The organism is Streptomyces guryensis, assembly GCF_021261325.1.
Taxonomy (GTDB): Bacteria; Actinomycetota; Actinomycetes; order Streptomycetales; family Streptomycetaceae; genus Streptomyces; species Streptomyces guryensis.
Genome location: NZ_JAJSBI010000019.1, coordinates 166,482 through 184,881, shown reverse-complemented (window position 1 = coordinate 184,881; position 18,400 = coordinate 166,482). Strand labels below are relative to the sequence as shown.

At 69.8% G+C, this 18,400-nt stretch carries 17 protein-coding genes; 8 read left to right on the top strand and 9 right to left on the bottom strand.

Features of this window, described 5'->3' with window-relative positions; genetic code table 11:
- Positions 1–28 precede the first annotated feature (28 nt).
- Positions 29–1,054, bottom strand: coding sequence for an ATP-dependent 6-phosphofructokinase (locus tag LJ657_RS31980; RefSeq protein ID WP_232652379.1), 1,026 nt, complete (start codon positions 1,052–1,054; stop codon positions 29–31).
- 251 nt (positions 1,055–1,305) lie between these two features.
- Here LJ657_RS31980 and pta point away from each other — a divergent pair, with 251 nt between their 5' ends.
- From pta to LJ657_RS31960, 4 genes are all read left to right on the top strand, one after another.
- Complete coding sequence (pta, locus tag LJ657_RS31975; protein ID WP_232652378.1) at positions 1,306–3,396, top strand: phosphate acetyltransferase; 2,091 nt, start codon at positions 1,306–1,308, stop codon at positions 3,394–3,396.
- Complete coding sequence (locus LJ657_RS31970) at positions 3,393–4,598, top strand: acetate kinase (protein WP_232652377.1); 1,206 nt, start codon at positions 3,393–3,395, stop codon at positions 4,596–4,598. The genes pta and LJ657_RS31970 overlap by 4 nt, the downstream gene beginning before the upstream one ends.
- A 140-nt stretch (positions 4,599–4,738) precedes the next feature.
- Complete coding sequence (pyk, locus tag LJ657_RS31965; RefSeq protein WP_232652376.1) at positions 4,739–6,172, top strand: pyruvate kinase; 1,434 nt, start codon at positions 4,739–4,741, stop codon at positions 6,170–6,172.
- Between the two features lie 137 nt (positions 6,173–6,309).
- The gene (locus LJ657_RS31960) at positions 6,310–6,714 is read left to right on the top strand and encodes a hypothetical protein (RefSeq protein ID WP_232652375.1); all 405 of its coding nucleotides are present in this window, start codon (positions 6,310–6,312) and stop codon (positions 6,712–6,714) included.
- A gap of 94 nt (positions 6,715–6,808) precedes the next feature.
- Here the strand turns inward: LJ657_RS31960 and LJ657_RS31955 are convergent, their stop codons facing one another.
- The 4 genes from LJ657_RS31955 to LJ657_RS31940 all read right to left on the bottom strand — a co-directional run bounded on the left by LJ657_RS31955 (position 6,809) and on the right by LJ657_RS31940 (position 11,080).
- Entirely contained in the window at positions 6,809–8,143 is a 1,335-nt protein-coding gene (locus tag LJ657_RS31955; protein WP_232652374.1) for a hypothetical protein, read from the bottom strand.
- Positions 8,133–8,690, bottom strand: a complete 558-nt coding sequence (locus LJ657_RS31950) for a DUF6114 domain-containing protein (RefSeq protein WP_232652373.1) — start codon at positions 8,688–8,690, stop codon at positions 8,133–8,135. Before LJ657_RS31950 ends, LJ657_RS31955 begins: the two co-directional genes overlap by 11 nt.
- Positions 8,691–8,820: 130 nt before the next feature.
- Positions 8,821–9,453, bottom strand: coding sequence for a DUF6230 family protein (locus LJ657_RS31945; RefSeq protein WP_232652372.1), 633 nt, complete (start codon positions 9,451–9,453; stop codon positions 8,821–8,823).
- A 646-nt stretch (positions 9,454–10,099) separates the two neighbouring features.
- Positions 10,100–11,080: a tetratricopeptide repeat protein gene (locus LJ657_RS31940; protein WP_232652371.1), complete on the bottom strand. Its 981-nt coding sequence runs from the start codon at positions 11,078–11,080 to the stop codon at positions 10,100–10,102.
- Between the two features lie 260 nt (positions 11,081–11,340).
- Between LJ657_RS31940 and LJ657_RS31935 the strand changes: the two genes are divergently transcribed.
- Positions 11,341–11,970, top strand: a complete 630-nt coding sequence (locus LJ657_RS31935; protein WP_232652370.1) for a TetR/AcrR family transcriptional regulator — start codon at positions 11,341–11,343, stop codon at positions 11,968–11,970.
- Between the two features lie 14 nt (positions 11,971–11,984).
- Here LJ657_RS31935 and LJ657_RS31930 read toward each other — a convergent pair whose 3' ends face one another.
- Together LJ657_RS31930 and icmA are read right to left on the bottom strand one after the other, a co-directional pair.
- Positions 11,985–12,995: a trypsin-like serine peptidase gene (locus tag LJ657_RS31930; RefSeq protein ID WP_232652369.1), complete on the bottom strand. Its 1,011-nt coding sequence runs from the start codon at positions 12,993–12,995 to the stop codon at positions 11,985–11,987.
- A 111-nt stretch (positions 12,996–13,106) separates the two neighbouring features.
- Positions 13,107–14,807, bottom strand: a complete 1,701-nt coding sequence (icmA, locus tag LJ657_RS31925; protein ID WP_232652368.1) for a coenzyme B12-dependent isobutyryl-CoA mutase large subunit — start codon at positions 14,805–14,807, stop codon at positions 13,107–13,109.
- A gap of 276 nt (positions 14,808–15,083) precedes the next feature.
- Between icmA and LJ657_RS31920 the strand changes: the two genes are divergently transcribed.
- Complete coding sequence (locus LJ657_RS31920; RefSeq protein WP_232652367.1) at positions 15,084–15,650, top strand: hypothetical protein; 567 nt, start codon at positions 15,084–15,086, stop codon at positions 15,648–15,650.
- Here LJ657_RS31920 and LJ657_RS31915 read toward each other — a convergent pair.
- Positions 15,616–15,954, bottom strand: coding sequence for a DUF3817 domain-containing protein (locus tag LJ657_RS31915; protein ID WP_232652366.1), 339 nt, complete (start codon positions 15,952–15,954; stop codon positions 15,616–15,618). The two genes, LJ657_RS31920 and LJ657_RS31915, sit on opposite strands and share 35 nt — an antisense overlap.
- A gap of 43 nt (positions 15,955–15,997) precedes the next feature.
- Positions 15,998–16,507 carry a MarR family winged helix-turn-helix transcriptional regulator gene (locus LJ657_RS31910; RefSeq protein WP_232652365.1) on the bottom strand — a complete coding sequence of 170 codons (510 nt, stop codon included), beginning with the start codon at positions 16,505–16,507 and terminating at the stop codon, positions 15,998–16,000.
- Positions 16,508–16,532: 25 nt separating this feature from the next.
- On the opposite strand from LJ657_RS31910, the gene LJ657_RS31905 reads away from it, so the two are divergent.
- The gene (locus LJ657_RS31905) at positions 16,533–17,264 is read left to right on the top strand and encodes an ArsR/SmtB family transcription factor (RefSeq protein ID WP_372487995.1); all 732 of its coding nucleotides are present in this window, start codon (positions 16,533–16,535) and stop codon (positions 17,262–17,264) included.
- A gap of 102 nt (positions 17,265–17,366) precedes the next feature.
- Positions 17,367–18,365 carry a glycoside hydrolase family 6 protein gene (locus LJ657_RS31900; protein ID WP_232652364.1) on the top strand — a complete coding sequence of 333 codons (999 nt, stop codon included), beginning with the start codon at positions 17,367–17,369 and terminating at the stop codon, positions 18,363–18,365.
- Positions 18,366–18,400 lie beyond the last annotated feature (35 nt).

The window sequence follows — 18,400 nt, the reverse complement described above, 5'->3', positions numbered from 1 at the left end:
TCTGGGGGCGGCGCCCCCCAGGGAAGACCTAGAACACCGACTCCGCCTCATCCATCCGGTCCTTCGGGACCGTCTTCAGCTCGGTCACGGCCTCCGCCAGCGGCACCATCACGATGTCCGTGCCGCGCAGAGCCGTCATCCTGCCGAACTCGGCCCGGTGCGCCGCCTCCACCGCGTGCCAGCCGAAGCGGGTGGCGAGGACGCGGTCGTAGGCGGTGGGGACGCCGCCGCGCTGCACATGGCCGAGAATGACCGGCTTGGCCTCCTTGCCGAGCCGCCGCTCCAGCTCGTACGCCAGCGCCGTACCGATGCCCTGGAAACGCTCGTGGCCGAACTGGTCGATCTCGCCCGTGCCGTAGTCCATGGTGCCCTCGGCGGGGTGGGCGCCCTCCGCCACGCACACGACGGCGAACTTCTTGCCTCGGGAGAAGCGCTCCTCGACCATCTTGACGAGGTCGGCCGGGTCGAAGGGGCGCTCGGGGAGGCAGATGCCGTGGGCGCCCGCCGCCATGCCGGATTCGAGGGCGATCCAGCCCGCGTGCCGGCCCATGACCTCGACGACCATCACGCGCTGGTGCGACTCGGCCGTCGTCTTCAGACGGTCCATCGCCTCCGTGGCGACGCCGACCGCGGTGTCGAAACCGAAGGTCCGGTCCGTCGACGAGATGTCGTTGTCGATCGTCTTCGGGACGCCGACCACCGGCAGGCCCGCGTCGCTCAGCATCCGGGCCGCGGTCAGCGTGCCCTCGCCGCCGATCGGGATCAGCGCGTCGATGCCGAAGTCACGGGCGATGTCGGCCGCGCTCTCGCAGGCCTCGCGCAGCCGGTCCCGCTCCAGCCGGGAGGAGCCCAGAATCGTGCCGCCGCGGGCCAGGATGCCACCGACGTCGTCGAGGTCGAGGGAGCGGTAGCGGCCGTCGAGCAGACCGGCGTAGCCGTCCTCGAAGCCGATGACCTCGTCGCCGTACTGGGCGACCGCTCGGTGCACGACCGACCGGATCACGGCGTTCAGGCCGGGGCAGTCGCCGCCTGCGGTGAGAACTCCGATGCGCATCGTGCTGTGTCTCCTGCTCGCTGTCGTTACCGGTGAGCCAGCCCGGTGGTTCCGGTGAGCCGGTCCGATTGTTTCATGCCCGACAGGACGATATCCCTTCTGTCATCTATGACCCGATTGGCCCCATCGGGACGCCGGTCCCGCCCCCGATCCTGACGGGCGCCTTATCCAGCGCCAGGGGTATTGTCAAGAGGGTTCTGCTCACCTCGGTGGGCGATTTTTATAACGGCGCAAGGAAGGGGCGAGCACGCGTGACGCGCAGCGTGTACGTGACCGGGATCGACCGAGGCGACGGCCGTCAGGTCGTGGAGCTGGGAGTCATGGAACTCCTGACCCGACAGGTCGACCGGGTCGGGGTGTTCCGGCCGCTCGTCCACCACCAGCCCGACCGCCTCTTCGAACTGCTCCGCTCCCGCTACCGACTCTCCCAGGACCCGGCCACCGTCTACGGCATGGACTACCACGAGGCGTCCGCTCTCCAGGCGGAACGGGGCACGGGCGAACTGGTGTCCACTCTCGTCGAACGCTTCCTCGTAGTCGCGCGCGACTACGAGGTCGTCCTCGTCCTGGGCACGGACTTCGCCGACACCCAGCTCCCCGACGAGCTCTCCCTCAACGCCCGGCTGGCGAACGAGTTCGGCGCGTCCGTGATCCCGGTCGTGGGCGGCCGGGGGCAGACCGCCGAGTCGGTGCTCGCCGAGACGCGCAACGCCTACCGCGCGTACGAGAGCCTGGGCTGCGACGTCCTCGCCATGGTGACCAACCGGGTCGCGCGCGACGACCGGGAGGAGATCGCGCAGAAGCTCGCCTCCCGCCTCCCCGTGCCCTGCTACGTCGTCCCGGACGAGCCCGCCCTGGCCGCCCCCACCGTCTCCCAGATCGGCCAGGCCCTCGGCGCCAAGGTCGTCCTCGGTGACGACTCCGGGCTGGCGCGCGACGCCCTGGACTTCGTCTTCGGCGGTGCGATGCTGCCGAACTTCCTGCCCGCCCTGACCCCGGGCTGCCTGGTCGTGACCCCCGGCGACCGCGCCGACCTGGTCGTCGGCTCGCTGGCCGCGCACAGCGCGGGCACCCCGCCGATAGCCGGTGTGCTGCTCACCCTGAACGAGGTGCCGAGCGACGAGATCCTCACCCTCGCCGCCCGCCTCGCCCCCGGCACCCCGGTGCTCTCGGTGGCCGGCAACAGCTTCCCGACCGCCGCCGAACTCTTCGCCCTGGAGGGGAAGTTGAACGCGGCCACGCCACGCAAGGCGGAGACCGCGCTCGGCCTCTTCGAGCGGTACGTGGACACCGGCGACCTCAACAAGCGGGTCTCCGCACCCAGCAGCGACCGCCTCACCCCGATGATGTTCGAGAACAAGCTCCTCGAACAGGCCCGCACCGACAAGCGGCGGGTCGTCCTCCCGGAGGGCACCGAGGAGCGCGTCCTGCACGCCGCCGAGGTGCTGCTGCGCCGCGGGGTCTGCGACCTCACCCTGCTCGGCCCGGTCGACCGGATCCGCAAGAAGGCCGCCGACCTCGGCATCGACCTGGGCGGCTGCGAGCTGATCGACCCCGCCACCAGCGAGCTGCGCGACTCCTTCGCCGAGAAGTACGCGCAGTTCCGCGCCCACAAGGGCGTCACCGTGGAGCTGGCGTACGACGTCGTCTCGGACGTCAACTACTTCGGCACGCTGATGGTCCAGGAAGGGCTCGCCGACGGCATGGTCTCCGGGTCCGTCCACTCGACGGCCGCGACCATCCGCCCGGCCTTCGAGATCATCAAGACCAAGCCCGACGCCGACATCGTCTCGTCGGTCTTCTTCATGTGCCTCGCCGACAGGGTCCTCGTCTACGGCGACTGCGCGGTGAACCCCGACCCGAACGCCGAGCAGCTCGCCGACATCGCCATCCAGTCGGCCGCCACCGCCGAGCAGTTCGGCGTGGAGCCGCGGATCGCGATGCTGTCGTACTCGACGGGTACGTCCGGCTCGGGCGCCGACGTCGACAAGGTGCGGGAGGCGACCGAGCTGGTCCGGGGAAGGCGACCGGACCTGAAGATCGAGGGGCCGATCCAGTACGACGCCGCGGTGGAGCCGACGGTCGCGGCGACCAAGCTGCCGGACTCCGAAGTCGCCGGACAGGCAACGGTTCTGATCTTCCCTGACCTCAATACAGGTAACAACACCTACAAGGCCGTGCAGCGTTCGGCCGGCGCGATCGCCGTCGGACCGGTGCTGCAGGGTCTGCGCAAGCCGGTCAACGACCTGTCCCGGGGCGCCCTCGTCTCGGACATCGTCAACACCGTCGCCATCACCGCCATACAGGCCCAGCACCCGAACGAGAAGGCGTCCGCCCAGTGAGCCCGACCCGTGTCCTCGTCCTCAACTCCGGCTCCTCGTCGGTGAAGTACCAGCTGCTCGACATGCGGGACAGCAGCCGGCTCGCCATGGGCCTCGTCGAGCGGATCGGCGAGGAGACCTCACGGCTCAGGCACACACCGCTCGGGACGGGCGGAGAGACCCGTGAGTGGAGCGGGCCGATCGCCGACCACGAGGCGGCCCTGAAGGCCGTGTCGGAGGAGCTGGCGAAGGACGGGCTGGGGCTGGACTCCCCCGAGCTGGCCGCGATCGGGCACCGGGTCGTGCACGGCGGGAAGTCCTTCACCGAGCCGACCGTGATCGACGACGCCGTGCTCGCCGAGATCGAGCGGCTGATACCGGTGGCGCCCCTGCACAACCCGGCGAACCTCACCGGTATCCGTACCGCCCGGGCGCTGCGTCCCGATCTCCCCCAGGTCGCCGTCTTCGACACCGCGTTCCACACGACGATGCCGGAGTCGGCCGCCCGCTACGCGATCGACGTGAAGACCGCCGACGAGCACCGGATCCGGCGGTACGGCTTCCACGGGACCTCGCACGCGTACGTGTCCCGGGCCACCGCCGAGCTGCTGGGCAAGGCGCCCGAGGAGGTCAACGTCATCGTGCTGCACCTCGGCAACGGGGCGTCCGCCTCTGCCGTACGGGGCGGGCGGTGCGTGGACACCTCCATGGGGCTGACGCCTTTGGAGGGGCTGGTGATGGGTACGCGATCCGGGGACATGGATCCGGCCGTCATCTTCCATTTGATGCGTGTTGGCGGAATGTCCACGGACGAGATCGACACTCTTCTCAACAAGAAGAGCGGTTTGATCGGGCTGTGCGGTGACAACGACATGCGGGAGATCCGTCGCCGGGTCGACGAAGGTGACGAAGAGGCACAGCTCGCCTTCGACATCTACATTCACCGGCTGAAGAAGTACATCGGCGCCTATTACGCCGTACTCGGCCGGGTGGACGCGGTCGCCTTCACGGCGGGAGTCGGGGAGAACGCGAGTCCGGTGCGGGAGGCTGCCGTCGCGGGCCTGGAGGAACTGGGCCTGGCCGTGGACAGGGAGCTGAACGCCGTCCGCAGTGACGAGCCGCGGCTGATCTCGCCCGCGCGGACGCGCGTGGCGGTCGCCGTGGTCCCGACCGACGAGGAACTGGAGATCGCCACACAGACCTACGCACTGGTCGGGCGGTAACGATATGCGGTTCCGCCACGTGGCCAGTCGAAGAACTCCGAGGAATACACCGCAGTAACACGCCTGAGCGCGGACCCGCCCATTTGTATCTTCCGCCAGACGGAATATTCCGCGGCGAAACAAACCGATAGGATCGCCCCATGCGCCGTTCGAAAATCGTCTGTACTCTCGGCCCCGCGGTCGACTCCCACGAAATGCTGGTCTCGATGATCGAGGCCGGAATGAACGTGGCCAGGTTCAACTTCAGCCACGGCACCCACGCCGAGCACCAGGGGCGGTACGACCGCGTCCGGGCCGCCTCCAAGGAGACCGGCCGTGCCATCGGTGTCCTCGCCGACCTGCAGGGCCCGAAGATCCGTCTGGAGACCTTCGCGGAAGGCCCGGTCGAGCTCGAGCGCGGTGACGAGTTCGTCATCACCATCGAGGACGTCCCGGGCGACAAGTCCATCTGCGGTACGACGTACAAGGGCCTGCCCGGTGACGTCGACCGCGGCGACCAGATCCTGATCAACGACGGCAACGTCGAGCTGAAGGTCCTGGACGTCGAGGGCCCCCGGGTGAAGACGATCGTCATCGAGGGCGGTGTCGTCTCCGACCACAAGGGCATCAACCTGCCCGGCACGGCGGTCAACGTCCCGGCGCTGTCCGAGAAGGACGTCGAGGACCTCCGCTTCGCCCTCCGCATGGGCTGCGACATGGTCGCGCTGTCCTTCGTCCGCGACGCCAAGGACGTGGACGACGTCCACCGGGTGATGGACGAGGAGGGCCGTCGCGTCCCCGTCATCGCCAAGGTGGAGAAGCCGCAGGCGGTCGACAACATGGAAGCCGTCGTGATGGCGTTCGACGCCGTGATGGTCGCCCGCGGCGACCTCGCCGTCGAATACCCGCTCGAGAAGGTTCCGATGGTGCAGAAGCGCCTCATCGAGCTGTGCCGCCGCAACGCCAAGCCGGTGATCGTGGCGACCCAGATGATGGAGTCGATGATCACCAACTCCCGTCCCACCCGCGCCGAGGCCTCCGACGTCGCCAACGCGATCCTGGACGGCGCGGACGCGGTCATGCTCTCCGCGGAGTCGAGCGTGGGCGCCTACCCGGTCGAGACCGTGAAGACGATGTCGAAGATCGTCGCCGCGGCCGAGCAGGAGCTGCTCTCCAAGGGCCTGCAGCCGCTGGTGCCGGGCAAGAAGCCGCGTACGCAGGGCGGTTCGGTCGCGCGCGCCGCGTGCGAGATCGCGGACTTCCTGGGCGGCCGGGGCCTGGTGGCCTTCACGCAGTCCGGTGACACGGCCCGCCGGCTGTCGCGCTACCGCGCCCAGCAGCCGATCATCGCCTTCACCACAGACGAGAACACCCGCAACCAGCTCACCCTCAGCTGGGGCGTGGAGTCGCACGTCGTGCCGTTCGTGAACACCACGGACGAGATGGTCGACATGGTCGACCAGGAGATCGCCAAGATCAACCGCTTCAGCCCGGGCGAGATCGTCATCATCACCGCCGGCTCGCCCCCCGGCGTCCCCGGCACCACCAACATGCTCCGCGTCCACCACATCGCCGGCGGACGGGACAGCAACTAGCAGTGCCGCGAGGGGCTTTCAGGGCTCCGGTGCCAAGGGCGCCCCTGCCGCAGGGGCGCCCTTGGCGCGTCTTAAAGAACTGGTCAAAGATGATCGTCACATGAGATCCTCACCTCCGACCAAGAAGAGGGGATTCCATGAAGTCTCGCAAGACGGCGGCCAGGGCACTGGCGACGGGGGTCTGCACGATCGGTCTGGTCGTCGGCCTGCAGGGCACGGCCTGGGCGGGGACGGTGTCCATCGACGCCGCCAACGGCGCCGGGCACGGAACGTTCAACGCGGACCCGGACGGCTCGATCCCCGGGGACGCCATCAAGGCCTGCGACGACAAGGAGGACGGCTGGGGCGTCGAGACCGCCATCGACTACCCGCCCTTCGACGCGCACCCGGACAAGAAGGTCGACACCCGCGGCCACGGCAAGGGCTACTGCACCCCGTGGAAGGGCCTCGGCCTCCAGGAGAACGTCAAGTACCGCATGTACGTGACGCCGGTGAAGGGTGACCAGTACGGCCCCTCGTACTACATCGACGTCGTCGCCTGACCATTCGAAGGCCGCTGGACGGCGCTGAGGGCGCCCCCTGAAGCAGGGGGCGCCCTCAGCGTGTTGCGGCTCCCGAACGGGTCTGTGGCGGCGCTCAGCCGGTTCCGTCGGTCGTGTAGACGTGCATACCGGGCACGTGCAGGGTGCCGCCGAACTGGGCGGCCTGGACGACCTTCACGTTGGTGAAGTAGATCAACGGGATGTTCAGCGGCGGCGGGCTGTCCGGGCTGAACGTGATCGGGATCAGACCGAACAGGTTCCCGGAGATGGACTCCGTGTACATCGTCGTCGCGCCACCGGTGATCGTGGACGTCGTACCCGACCCGGCCTGCACGTGGTAGGTCTTGTTGATGTCGGTGTCCTTGACCGTCTGGTGCAGGTCGCCGATGTCGGTGCCGCCGGAGATGACGTACTTCAGCACCTTCTTGGTGGAGCCGTTGGCCGTCTTCACCTTGACGATGCCCTGGTAGTCGGCGCTCTTCAGCGTCAGCGAGCTGGCGTTCAGGTACCAGGGGTCGTCCGCCACCGGCACCTTGTTGTCGACCCCGCCCGTGTCGTCCGTGGCGGCCTCGCAGTTCGCCGCGTTCGTGGACGAGCTCGGCGAGGGGCTGGCAGAAGTGGCCGAATCGGCCGCCTTCTGGGCCGCCTTGGTGGCCGCCTCGGCCGCCTTGGTCGCCGTGTCGGTCGTGTCCTTCACGGTCTTGTTCACCGTGTCGGTGACCTTCTTGGTCGTGTCCTTGAGGGTGCCCGAGGCGCTCGTGCCCGAAGACCCCGAGGACGCGGAGTCCTTGCCCGTGCTCGCCGAGGCGGACGGCGTGGGCGTCGGGCTCGCGCTCGACGTGGAGCTGCCGCCGTTGAAGATACTGCCGATCGCGTTGCCCAAGTCGCCCAGCAGACCGCCGCCGCTGCTCGCGGACGCCGAGGGGCTCGGCGTGGCGGTGTCGCTGCCCGACGTGTCCTTGCCCGTGCTCTGCGAGGCGGACGGCGTGGGCGTCGCCTTGTCGCCGGAACCTGAATCCGACGAGCCGGACGAACCTGCCTTGCCCGAGTCCGACGCCGAGCCCGAGGAGTCCTTGGAAGTACTGGCCGAGGGCGAGGGCGTCGCCTTGTCGGCCGCGTTGCCGGAACTCGCCGAGGCGGACGGCGACGGCGATGCCGTGGAGCCGTCCACGGCCGTGACGCAGTCCTTGTACTCGTCGGCCTTCTGGCTGTTCGTCGCCGTGGAGCCGCCGCTGTCGGCGAGCGCCAGCGAGGACGTGAATCCCATTCCCATGAGGACCGCGGTCGGCATCGCCACCGTGGCTATCGCCTTGCCGGCCGGCATGTGGAACCTGGTGAACAGCGGCTTCCTGGGGGCCGCATGGCGCGGCCCGGTTCTCACACGGGACTCGTCCACATCAGCCCCGTGGGTCACCTCGTCAGCCGGCACTGTGCCTCCCGTTCGCCCCGTTCGCCGGGCTCGTTCCTGACAGATCGTTCGGCTCGCCCACCACGGGCTTGAGGATGGTGGTGTCCGGGTCCATCGCCAGCGGGGCACCGCCCGCTCCCGGCACGTTCTCCTGCGCCGCCTCGGCCGGCGGCTCGCCCGGCGACCAGGCCACGGCCATCGCTCCGCCGACCAGGGCGAACAGGAAGCCCAGCAGGAAGCCACCGAGGTTGGACACGGGGATGGACACCAGCCCCAGCAGGATCGCCGCGACGCCCGCGAAGGTACGCACGTGCTTCTGGAACCAGAGGCTGAAGCCCAGGACGATCAGCAGGATGCCGATGATCAGGGACCCGGCGCCCGCGGTGGTGGCCATCGCCAGCGTCAGATGCCCCACCTGCAGGTGGGCGTACGGGAAGTAGGCGATGGGGAGTCCGGCAAGCATGACGAAGAGGCCGGCCCAGAACGGCCGCGTGCCCCGCCAGGCGCGGAACTGCACCCTCCGGCGACTGAACTGGCCGACGGGTACGGCAGGAGTCTCGGCGCTCATGGAAAACAGCTCCCTGGTGCGGCTTTGCTGTGGTGATGGTGCTGTGGTGGTGAGTTGCACTACGTGTGAAGACTGTGGTGGAAGGTGGACGGGCGGGGGGCCATCGGCTCCCCCGCCCGTCATCAAGTGCCTAGTAGCACTCGTGAGTGCCCGCCGAGACGGACATCTTCAGCCCGCTGAGCTTGAAGGTTCCGGCGGTGGTCGCCCACGCCGTCTGCTTCACGCCGACCAGCGAGGCGTGCTCGGCCTGCTGTGCGAAACCGTTCGGGTTCGCGGTGTCGCCGCTCTTGATGCCGGGGCCCTTGCTGGCGCTCCCGGCGGCCACACCGATGTCGATGTTCGTGAACGTCGCGTCGGCGCTCAGGTCATCGAGGTCGATGTACAGGTTGTCGGCCTCGACCGGCTTCTCGCCGCCACCCGCGTGCAGGATCAGGCTGACGCTGCCCAGCACCGGGATGTTCGGCGTGACGACCGACTGGCACAGGCCCTTGATGGTCGCGGACTTGAACGCCGAGACCGCCACCGGGTGGGTCGTCTTCTTGCCGTCGAGGGTGTACCCCGAGTCAAGGGCTCCGTACTGCGAGAAGCCGTCACCTTCGAGCGAGTCGGCCGAGACCTTGAACTGCTGGCCGGACACGCTGAACGACGCGGCGAGAGCGCCCTGCGCGAGGGCGACACCTATCGCGGCCGTAGCGGCGACGCTGGGCACCATGACCACAGCGAACCGCTTCCATCTGGTCCCGCCACGCACCTGGGACTCCATATTTCCTCCTTCTCGGACGTACATCTCCTGGCCCTGACTGCCCCCAGTCGGTGGCTCAGCCGGGCAGGGATGGGAGAAGTGCTACGTCCTCGGGAAGGAGAGCGCCCGCACTCGGAGGCGCGAACCGCGCACCGATCACCGGCGATCACCCCCGAGCGACAACCACTGGTCGCGCCTGACACGCATCACGCACAACCTTGCTGGACAGGCTTCGCCGAGTCGGCGAAGACCCCCCTGCCCAAGAGCCGGCACCACTGGCACAGGCCCTGCTCGGTGGGGACCCAGGAACTCCCGCGACCCAACCGGCTGTCGGGGTACGGGAAAGGACCGAGCGTCGCCGATCGTGGTGCATTCTCGCCGCCCGCACAAGGGGCTTCGTTACTGGGTAGTAACGGGCGGATAACCGAAGGACGACCCACAGGTCTCGGGTGGCGACAGAGGGTGCAGCCGGGGGCCAGGACAAAACTATTGATCGTTGGACAGAAACCGACAGATCAACGCCCGGAACTTACTCCCAGTAACAGCGGCCGCGTTTACCAAGATTTGGTAAAGCGCGGCCGCACTGACGTTCCTCCGGCAAATCTTTCACTCGGGCATCACATGCCCTGGTGTTTAACGACTGGTCAGAACCGGGCTTCCGCCCCGCTCAGAACAGCGCCCGCGCGAGGGCCCTGCGGGCCGCCGCCACCCTCGGATCATCCGCCCCGACGACCTCGAAGAGCTCCAGCAGTCGCAGACGCACCGCATCGCGGTCGTCACCGACCGTGCGCCGGACGGTGTCGATGAGCCGCCCGAAGGCGTCCTCCACATGGCCGCCGACCAGATCCAGATCGGCCGCGGCGATCTGGGCCTCCGCGTCGGCCGGCTTCTCGGCGGCGTCCTTGCGCACCTGCTGCGGGTCGAGGCCGCCCACCCGCTGCAGCAACTCGGCCTGGGCGAGGCCCAACTTGGCCTCCGGGTTGCCCGGGTCCTCGCTCAGCACGTTCTTGTACGCCTGCACGGCACCGCCGAAGTCCCCCGAGTCCAGGGCACCTACGGCCGCCTCGAGCAGCGCGTCGTACGGCCCGGCCGGCAACTCCTCGGCCGCGGCCTGGGCGCCGCCCGGCTCGGCGTCGGGGTCAACGGTCAGGCCGGTCAGACCGAAGCGCTGCTCGGCCACCTGCACGAGCTGGTCGAGGGTCTGCCGGATCTGCTGTTCACCGGCCGCCCCCTGAAAGAGCGGCAGCGCCTGCCCCGCCACCACGGCGAAGACGGCCGGGATCCCCTGGACCCCGAACTGCTGCATCAGCATCTGGTTGGCGTCGACGTCGATCCTGGCGAGGAGGAAGCGCCCGTCGTACTCGACGGCGAGCCGCTCCAGCACGGGGCTCAGCTGCTTGCAGGGCTCGCACCACTCGGCCCAGAAGTCGATGACGACGGGCACCTCGGTGGACCGCTGCAGGACCTCGCGCTCGAAGGCGGCCTCGTCGACGTCGATCACCAGATCGGCCGGGGAGACGGCGCCGGGGGCGCCGCCCTGCCGGGCCGCTTCGGCGCGCGCCTGCTCCGCCTTCGCCTTGGCCTCCTGGGCCGCCTTCACCGCGGCGAGGTCGACGACTCCGCTCATGGACATGTTCCGTGGCTGCATGCGTCTATCCTCCCCCGTTCCCGCGCATGAGTGCTGCATACCCCGGGGGAAACCCCCGGACCCCCGTGCGTTGAGAAAGCCGGTCCTGTTGCGTTCTGTTCGACGCCGGGTCCCCACCCCACGCCAGTGGTCGCCGCCCATGGAGTCACTCACGAGCTTTCGCTACGAGTCGTAGCGTAATGGCACTGGGTGCCTCCCGGGTACCACCCCCCGGTGATCTCCCTCACGGCCTCACAGGAACCGCCGGTTATGGTCGTGGTATGCAGAGCCGCACTCCCGCCACCCGCGCCTCGGGACGCCCGCGCAGCGCCGAGGCGGACGCCGCGATCCTCGCGGCCACCCGGGAGGCCCTGGTGGAGCAGGGCTGGTCGAAGCTCACCCTGGGAGACGTGGCGACGCGGGCCGGGGTTGCGAAGACGACCCTCTACCGCCGCTGGGCGGGCAAGAACGAGCTGGTGGTCGATGCCGTCGCGGAGCTCTTCGACGAACTCGTCCTCCCCGACCGCGGCTCCCTGGCCGCCGACATCGAGGGCGTGGTCCTGCAGTTCGCGGCGATCCTGGCCCGCCCGGAGGCGGCGAGCGGCCTGATGGCGGTGGTCGCGGAGTCGACCCGCGACGACGCCCTGCGCGAGCGGATCCGCTCCTCGGTCGTGGAGCGCCAGAAGAGACTGGTCCTGGAGGGCCGCTCCCGCGCCCAGGGCCGCGGCGAACTGCCCCCCGAGACCGACCCGGAGGAAGCCGCCCGCACGGTCGACCTCATCTTCGACGTGGTCGCGGGTGCGGTGGTCCACCGCACCCTGGTGAGCGGCCACGCCGCCGACCAGGACTGGGTACGCGACTTCACGGCACTGCTCCTCGGCGGCCTCGGAGCGGAGACCCGGCAGCCGTAGCGGTGTTCGCCGCCCTAGGACGTCGGGCCCGCCGGCGGGGCACCGGTGACGGCGTCGCCGTACAGGGCCCGGACGCTCTTGCCGAAGTAGGCGCTGTAGGAGATCTGGGGGGTGTAACCGCCGGTGTGGTAGCCGCCGATGACCCCGATCACCGCCCAGCCGCCCGGCCACGGCACCAGCATCGGTCCGCCGCTGGTGCCGTCCACGAACGCGTCACAGGCGATGCGCGGGAAGCTGCCCGGGTCGGCGGGGTCGTCGCTGTCCCAGCGGGTGGTCCGGCTCCAGCACTCCAGCGGCTTGTCCGCTCCTCCCGGGTAGCCGATCATCCGCACGGCGGCGTGGTGGTACCCGGTGTCGGTGAGCAGCTGCACCCCGCCGGTCGCGTCCTCCAGCGACGTCCCGTCCTGGTTGGGCTCGGTGACCGCGAAGCCGTAGTCGTACTCGGCGCCCGCGTGCTCCTTCAGGTCGTAGTACTCCTGCGGGACGTAGACGCCGTTCGCGCGCACCGGGAAGACTCCGTACGGCTTCTGTCCGTCGTGGTAGCGCGGCACGAAGGCCAGGTTGCGGCGGGGGGAGGTGCCGGAGTAGCCGCGCAGACAGTGGCCGGCGCTGAGCACCAGGTCGCGCCCGGAGCTGCGCACCACGGAGCCGCTGCAGCTGCGCCCGGTGCCGCTGACGTCGGTCCAGAAGAAGGTTCCGACCTGGGACATGCCGTCGAAGCTGTGGCTGGGCGGGATGTACTCGCCCGGTCGGGGACCGTCCACCGCCGAGGAGGAGGTGGAGGAGACCGAGTCCGTCTCCAGGTTGGAGGGCGCGGAGTCCGCCTCCAGACCCGTGTCGACGGGCCGCGCGGCCGTGAGCCGCGCCGCGCTCCAGTAGGCGTCGAGCCGCGCGGCGGCCGGGTTGGCCGGAGCCGGACGACCGCCATGGGCGGAGGCGACCGGGGCCAGCGCGGCACACGGCAGCAGGGCCACCGCGATCGCCACGGCGGCCCGGCACACCCTGGGCCTGAAAAGCTTACGCACCGTCAGTTCCCCTGGGGATCGGCAGAGTCGACGGGGCGATGTTATGCACGGGAACGATCGTGGAAAAGGAGGCAGGTCACATTTCCATAAACTCTTCTGCGGCTCCGGCCCTCAGAACCCCGCCGGCTCGGTGTACACCCCCCACTCGTCCCGCAGCACCCCGCAGATCTCGCCGAGGGTCGCCTCCGCGCGTACGGCGTCCAGCATCGGCCCGATCATGTTCGCGCCCGAGCGCGCGGCGTCGAGCATGCCGTCCAGGGCGGAACGCACCGCCGCCTCGTCCCGCCCGGCCTTCCGTGCCGCGAGCACCCGCACCTGCTCCCGCTCCACCTCATGGCTGACCCGCAGGATCTCCAGATCGCCGGTGACGGACCCGTGGTGGACGTTCACGCCCACGACCCGCTTGTCGCCCTTCTCCAGCGCCTGCTGGTACCGGAAGGCCGACTCGGCGATCTCCCCGGTGAACCACCCGTCCTCGATCCCGCGCAGGATCCCGGAGGTGATCGGACCGATGGGGTGCTGTCCGTCGGGATGCGCCCGCAGCCCGCGCTCCCTTATCCGCTCGAAGATCTTCTCCGCCTCCGCCTCGATCCGGTCCGTCAGCTGCTCGACGAACCACGAACCGCCCAGCGGATCGGCCACGTTGGCGACCCCGGTCTCCTCCATCAGCACCTGCTGGGTGCGCAGCGCGATCTCCGCCGCCTGCTCGCTCGGCAGCGCGAGGGTCTCGTCCAGGGCGTTGGTGTGCAGCGAGTTGGTCCCGCCGAGCACCGCCGCCAGCGCCTCCACGGCCGTACGCACGACGTTGTTGTACGGCTGCTGGGCGGTCAGGGAGACACCGGCGGTCTGCGTGTGGAAGCGCAGCCACTGCGCCTTCTCGGACCTCGCCCCGTACACGTCCCGCATCCACCGCGCCCAGATGCGCCGGGCCGCACGGAACTTCGCGATCTCCTCGAAGAAGTCGACGTGCGCGTCGAAGAAGAAGGACAGCCCGGGCGCGAAGACGTCCACGTCCAGCCCGCGGCTCAGGCCCAGCTCGACGTACCCGAACCCGTCGGCCAGCGTGTACGCCAGTTCCTGCGCGGCCGTCGAGCCGGCCTCGCGGATGTGGTAGCCGGAGACGGACAGCGGCTTGTACGCGGGGATCCCGGCCGCGCAGTACTCCATCAGGTCGCCGATCAGCCGCAGATGGGGTTCCGGCTGGAACAGCCACTCCTTCTGCGCGATGTACTCCTTGAAGATGTCGGTCTGGAGCGTGCCGTTGAGCACCCCCGGATCCACACCCTGCCGCTCGGCGGCCACGAGGTACATGCAGAAGACGGGGACGGCCGGCCCGCTGATGGTCATGGACGTCGTCACGTCGCCCAGCGGGATGTCCTTGAACAGGACCTCCATGTCGGCGGCGGAGTCGATGGCGACCCCGCAGTGCCCGACCTCGCCGAGCGAGCGCGGATCGTCGGAGTCGCGCCCCATGAGGGTGGGCATGTCGAAGGCGACGGACAGACCGCCCCCGCCGTTGGCGAGGATCATCTTGTAGCGCTCGTTGGTCTGCTCGGCGTTCCCGAACCCGGCGAACTGCCGGATGGTCCACGTACGCCCTCGGTAGCCGGTCGGATACAGCCCGCGCGTGAAGGGGTACTCCCCCGGCCACCCGATCCGCTCGAACCCGTCGTACGTGTCCCCCGGCCGGGGCCCGTACACCGGCTCCACGGGATCCCCGGAGAGCGTGGTGAAGTCGGCCTCACGCTTGCGCGAAGCGTCGTACCGGGCCTGCCAGCGACGGCGGCCCTCCTCGATGGCGTCAGCGTCCATACCCTCGAATTTACTAGGACGTCCTAGTAAATGTCGAGGGCGGCCAGCGGGCGGCCGCCCGATCCGAAACGTCGGCACGTTATCGGAAAAGCCCTACCTTGTGGCGTATGACGCCTGAAGAACCACGCCACCTGCTCGTGCAGGCCCGGGGCGAGCCGTCCCCGCTGTACGAGCCGCCCGCGGGCGGCCGGTGGGACGAGGACCTACGAGGACCCCGATTCCTTCACCGTCGGCTCGGCGCTGGAGGACACCGCTCTCGCCCTGCCCGCGGACCTCTTGGAGGCCCTGCGCTCCTGGTCCCTGTCCGGCCCTCCGCACGACGAACGGGGCCTGCCGACGGCCCAGCGCCCGGCCCGGCACCTCGGCCCTTCCTGGGCGGTCCGCTACTGGGACGAAGGCCGACGCACGGTGAAGGGGCTGTGCTGGGGCTGCGACCGTCTCCACTGGGAACGCGACGGCCACGCCAGCCCGCCGCACCCCGTCGACATCACGGTCGAGGGCGAGTTCAAGTACGGTCCGCTGCGTTCCGACGGGTTCGGGGACTTCCTCCCCGACGATCCCGCAGCCGCGCTGGATCTGTCCGACGGCCTGGTCGCCGGTCTGTACGGGTGGGCGCGGAGCATCGATGACACGCTCGACCTGGACGTGCGGGACCGGGAGGAGGGCAGGTACGACGCCGAATGGGACCGGCTGTTCCGGCAGGGCTCGGCGCCGGCGCAGCAGCTCGCGGACGAGCTCGGGCCGTCGCGGACGGTGACCTACAAGGGTCTGGCCCACGGCGGCCCGGCGGCCGTCACCTCGGTGATCGTCAGACCTTGGCGACCGCGGGCGAACCTTCGGTGAGCTTCGCCTCCAGCTCGTGGCTGATCTTCCGCTCGACGAAGAAGGCGGCCGTCGGAATGGTCCCGGCGAGCAGCACCCACAGCTGCTTGCCCACCGGCCACTTCGCCTTGGAGCCCAGGTCGAAGGCGAAGATCAGGTAGACCACGTAGAGCCAGCCGTGCGCGATGGCGACGACGCGGGTGAAGTCCGCGGCACCACCGACCTCCAGGCCGTACTTGGCGATCATGCTCAGGCACAGCAGGACCAGCAGCACACCGGTGACGTAGGCCATGACGCGGTAGCGGGTCAGCACGCTCTTCTTCATGGCGTCGAGCGTAACCGCCCGTTCCGGGAGATCTTGGGCCGGGTCAGTCCTCGGCGAAGTCGCTCGCTGCCACCCGCAGCGGCCGCAGCATCGCGAAGATCTCCGCGCACTCCTCGGCGTCGTACGCCCCGAGGCCGAAGTCCATCGCCATCAGGTCGCGGGTGGCCGCCTCGACGACCTCGCGGCCCTTGTCGGTGATGGAGGCGAGGGTGCCGCGCCCGTCGTTGGGGTTGGGCCGCTTGGCCACCAGGCCCGACTTCACCAGGCGGTCGACGGTGTTCGTCACCGACGTGGGGTGCACCATGAGCCGCTCGCCGATCTTCGACATCGTCAGCTCGCCCTCCTTGGAGAAGGTGAGCAGCACCAGCGCCTCGTACCGCGCGAACGTCAGCCCGTACGGCTTGACCACCGAGTCGACCTCGGCGAGCAGGATCTGGTGCGCGCGCATGATCGATGTGATGGCCGCCATGGACGGTACGTTTCCCCAGCGCTGCTTCCAGAGTTCGTCGGCGCGGGCGATCGGATCGAAAGGAAGACTGAGCGGCTTCGACACGGAACCGACCTTACCGGCCGGTCACATGGTGGTCAGCCCCGTCTCGCCTTTCGGTCCGCCGGGCCTCAGCGGCGAGCAGCACGCAGCACACCGCGCCCAGCGCGCCGGCCCCCCGGGCGCCCTCGACCCCCCGCGGGCCCGGAGGCGGCTGAAGGACCCCACCCGCATGGTCGAGGAACTGCCGGACGCAATGGAGGAGGCCTGGCGCGCCCTTGTCGCCGCGGACCGGCCCCGGCTCCGCACCCTGCTGGAGGCCGACGTCACCTTCCACTCGCGGCGGCTGGCCGAGGCCGGGCCCGGCGGACTGCTGCCGGAGATCAACCGGCGGTTCGGCCGGCACGCGCTGACCGTCGAGTTCAAGGGCGAGCACGAGCGGCGGCTCGGCGGTCAGCGCCTGGTCCTGATGCTGAGCGTCTTCATCTGGCCCGACGTGGTCAGCACCTTCGATCCCCCGTGGCAGCCGACGCTCGCCTGTCCGGCGCGCGGCACCGGCGGCCTGTGGGCCGGGCCCGCCCACCGCGCCTCGGACGTTCTCGTACTGCTGCTCGGCCGCCGACGGGCGGCCGTGCTCGCCGCACTCGACGAGCCCGCCACCACCAGCGCCCTCGCCCACCGCCTGGACCTGGCCCCGTCCTCCGTCTACGCACACCTGACGCTGCTGCGGGACGCCGGACTGCTCACCGCCCGCCGGTACGGCCATCAGGTGCTGTACGAGCGGACACCGCTGGGCATGGCGCTGATGTCGTCGGACGTCTGACCGGTAGCCCGGCTGCCATGTCGAACCCGGCAGCCTCAATTCCCTTGTGCAACGATTACTGACGAATCATCATTAAATGTCACCTTCGCCCCAGGGAGCAGCATGTCCCGGCTGATCCACACTCTCGCGGCTCTCGCGGTCCTCGGGCTTGCGGCGGGCTGCTCGTCCGCGTCCGACATCGATGCCGCCGCCGCGGCGGGCAGCGCCTCGAAGAAGGCGGCCCGCGCGGGCGCCATGGACTTCTGGGTCGACCCGGACAGCCCCGCCGCCAAGCAGATCAAGGAGTGGCGAAAGGCGGGCCGGGCCCAGGACGCGCACGTGCTCAAGCGGATCGCGGACGAACCGGAGGCGTTGTGGCCGGCCGGCGAGATCGACCCCGGCCCCATCGTGAAGGCGGCCACCGAGTCCGCGGCCGAGGAGAACCGCACGGCGCTCTTCGTGGCGTACGACATCCCGCACCGCGACTGCGGCCAGCACTCCGCGGGCGGCGCGGCCGACGCGGACGCCTACCGGGAGTGGATCGGGAAGTTCGCGGACGCGCTCGGGGACGGCAAGGCCCTGGTCGTCCTCGAACCGGACGCGGTCGCCCACATCGTGGACGGCTGCACACCGGCGGGGTACCACGACGAGCGCGAGCAGCTGCTGAACGAGGCGGTCGTCCGTCTGAAGCAGCAGCCGAACACCAAGGTGTACCTCGACGCGGGCAACCCGGCGTGGATCCGCGACCCCTGGAAACTGGTCGATCCGCTCAAGCAGGCGGGCATCGAGCACGCCGACGGCTTCTCCCTCAACGTCTCCAACTTCCAGACGGACGAACTCACCAAGGCGTACGGCCTCGAACTCTCCGGCGACCTCGGCGGCAAGCACTTCGTCGTCGACACCAGCCGCAACGGCAACGGCCCCCTGCCCGGCGCCTGGTGCAACCCGCCCGGCCGCGCGCTGGGCACCCGCCCGACGACCGACACCGGCGACCCCGTCCTCGACGCCTACCTGTGGATCAAGCGGCCCGGGGAGTCCGACGGGACCTGCGGGAGCGGGCCGGCCGCGGGGAAGTGGTGGCCGGAGTACGCCCTGGAACTGGCCCGCAACTCCAAGCCGTAGCACCCGGTCGGGCCGACGGCCCGGGCTTGCGGACC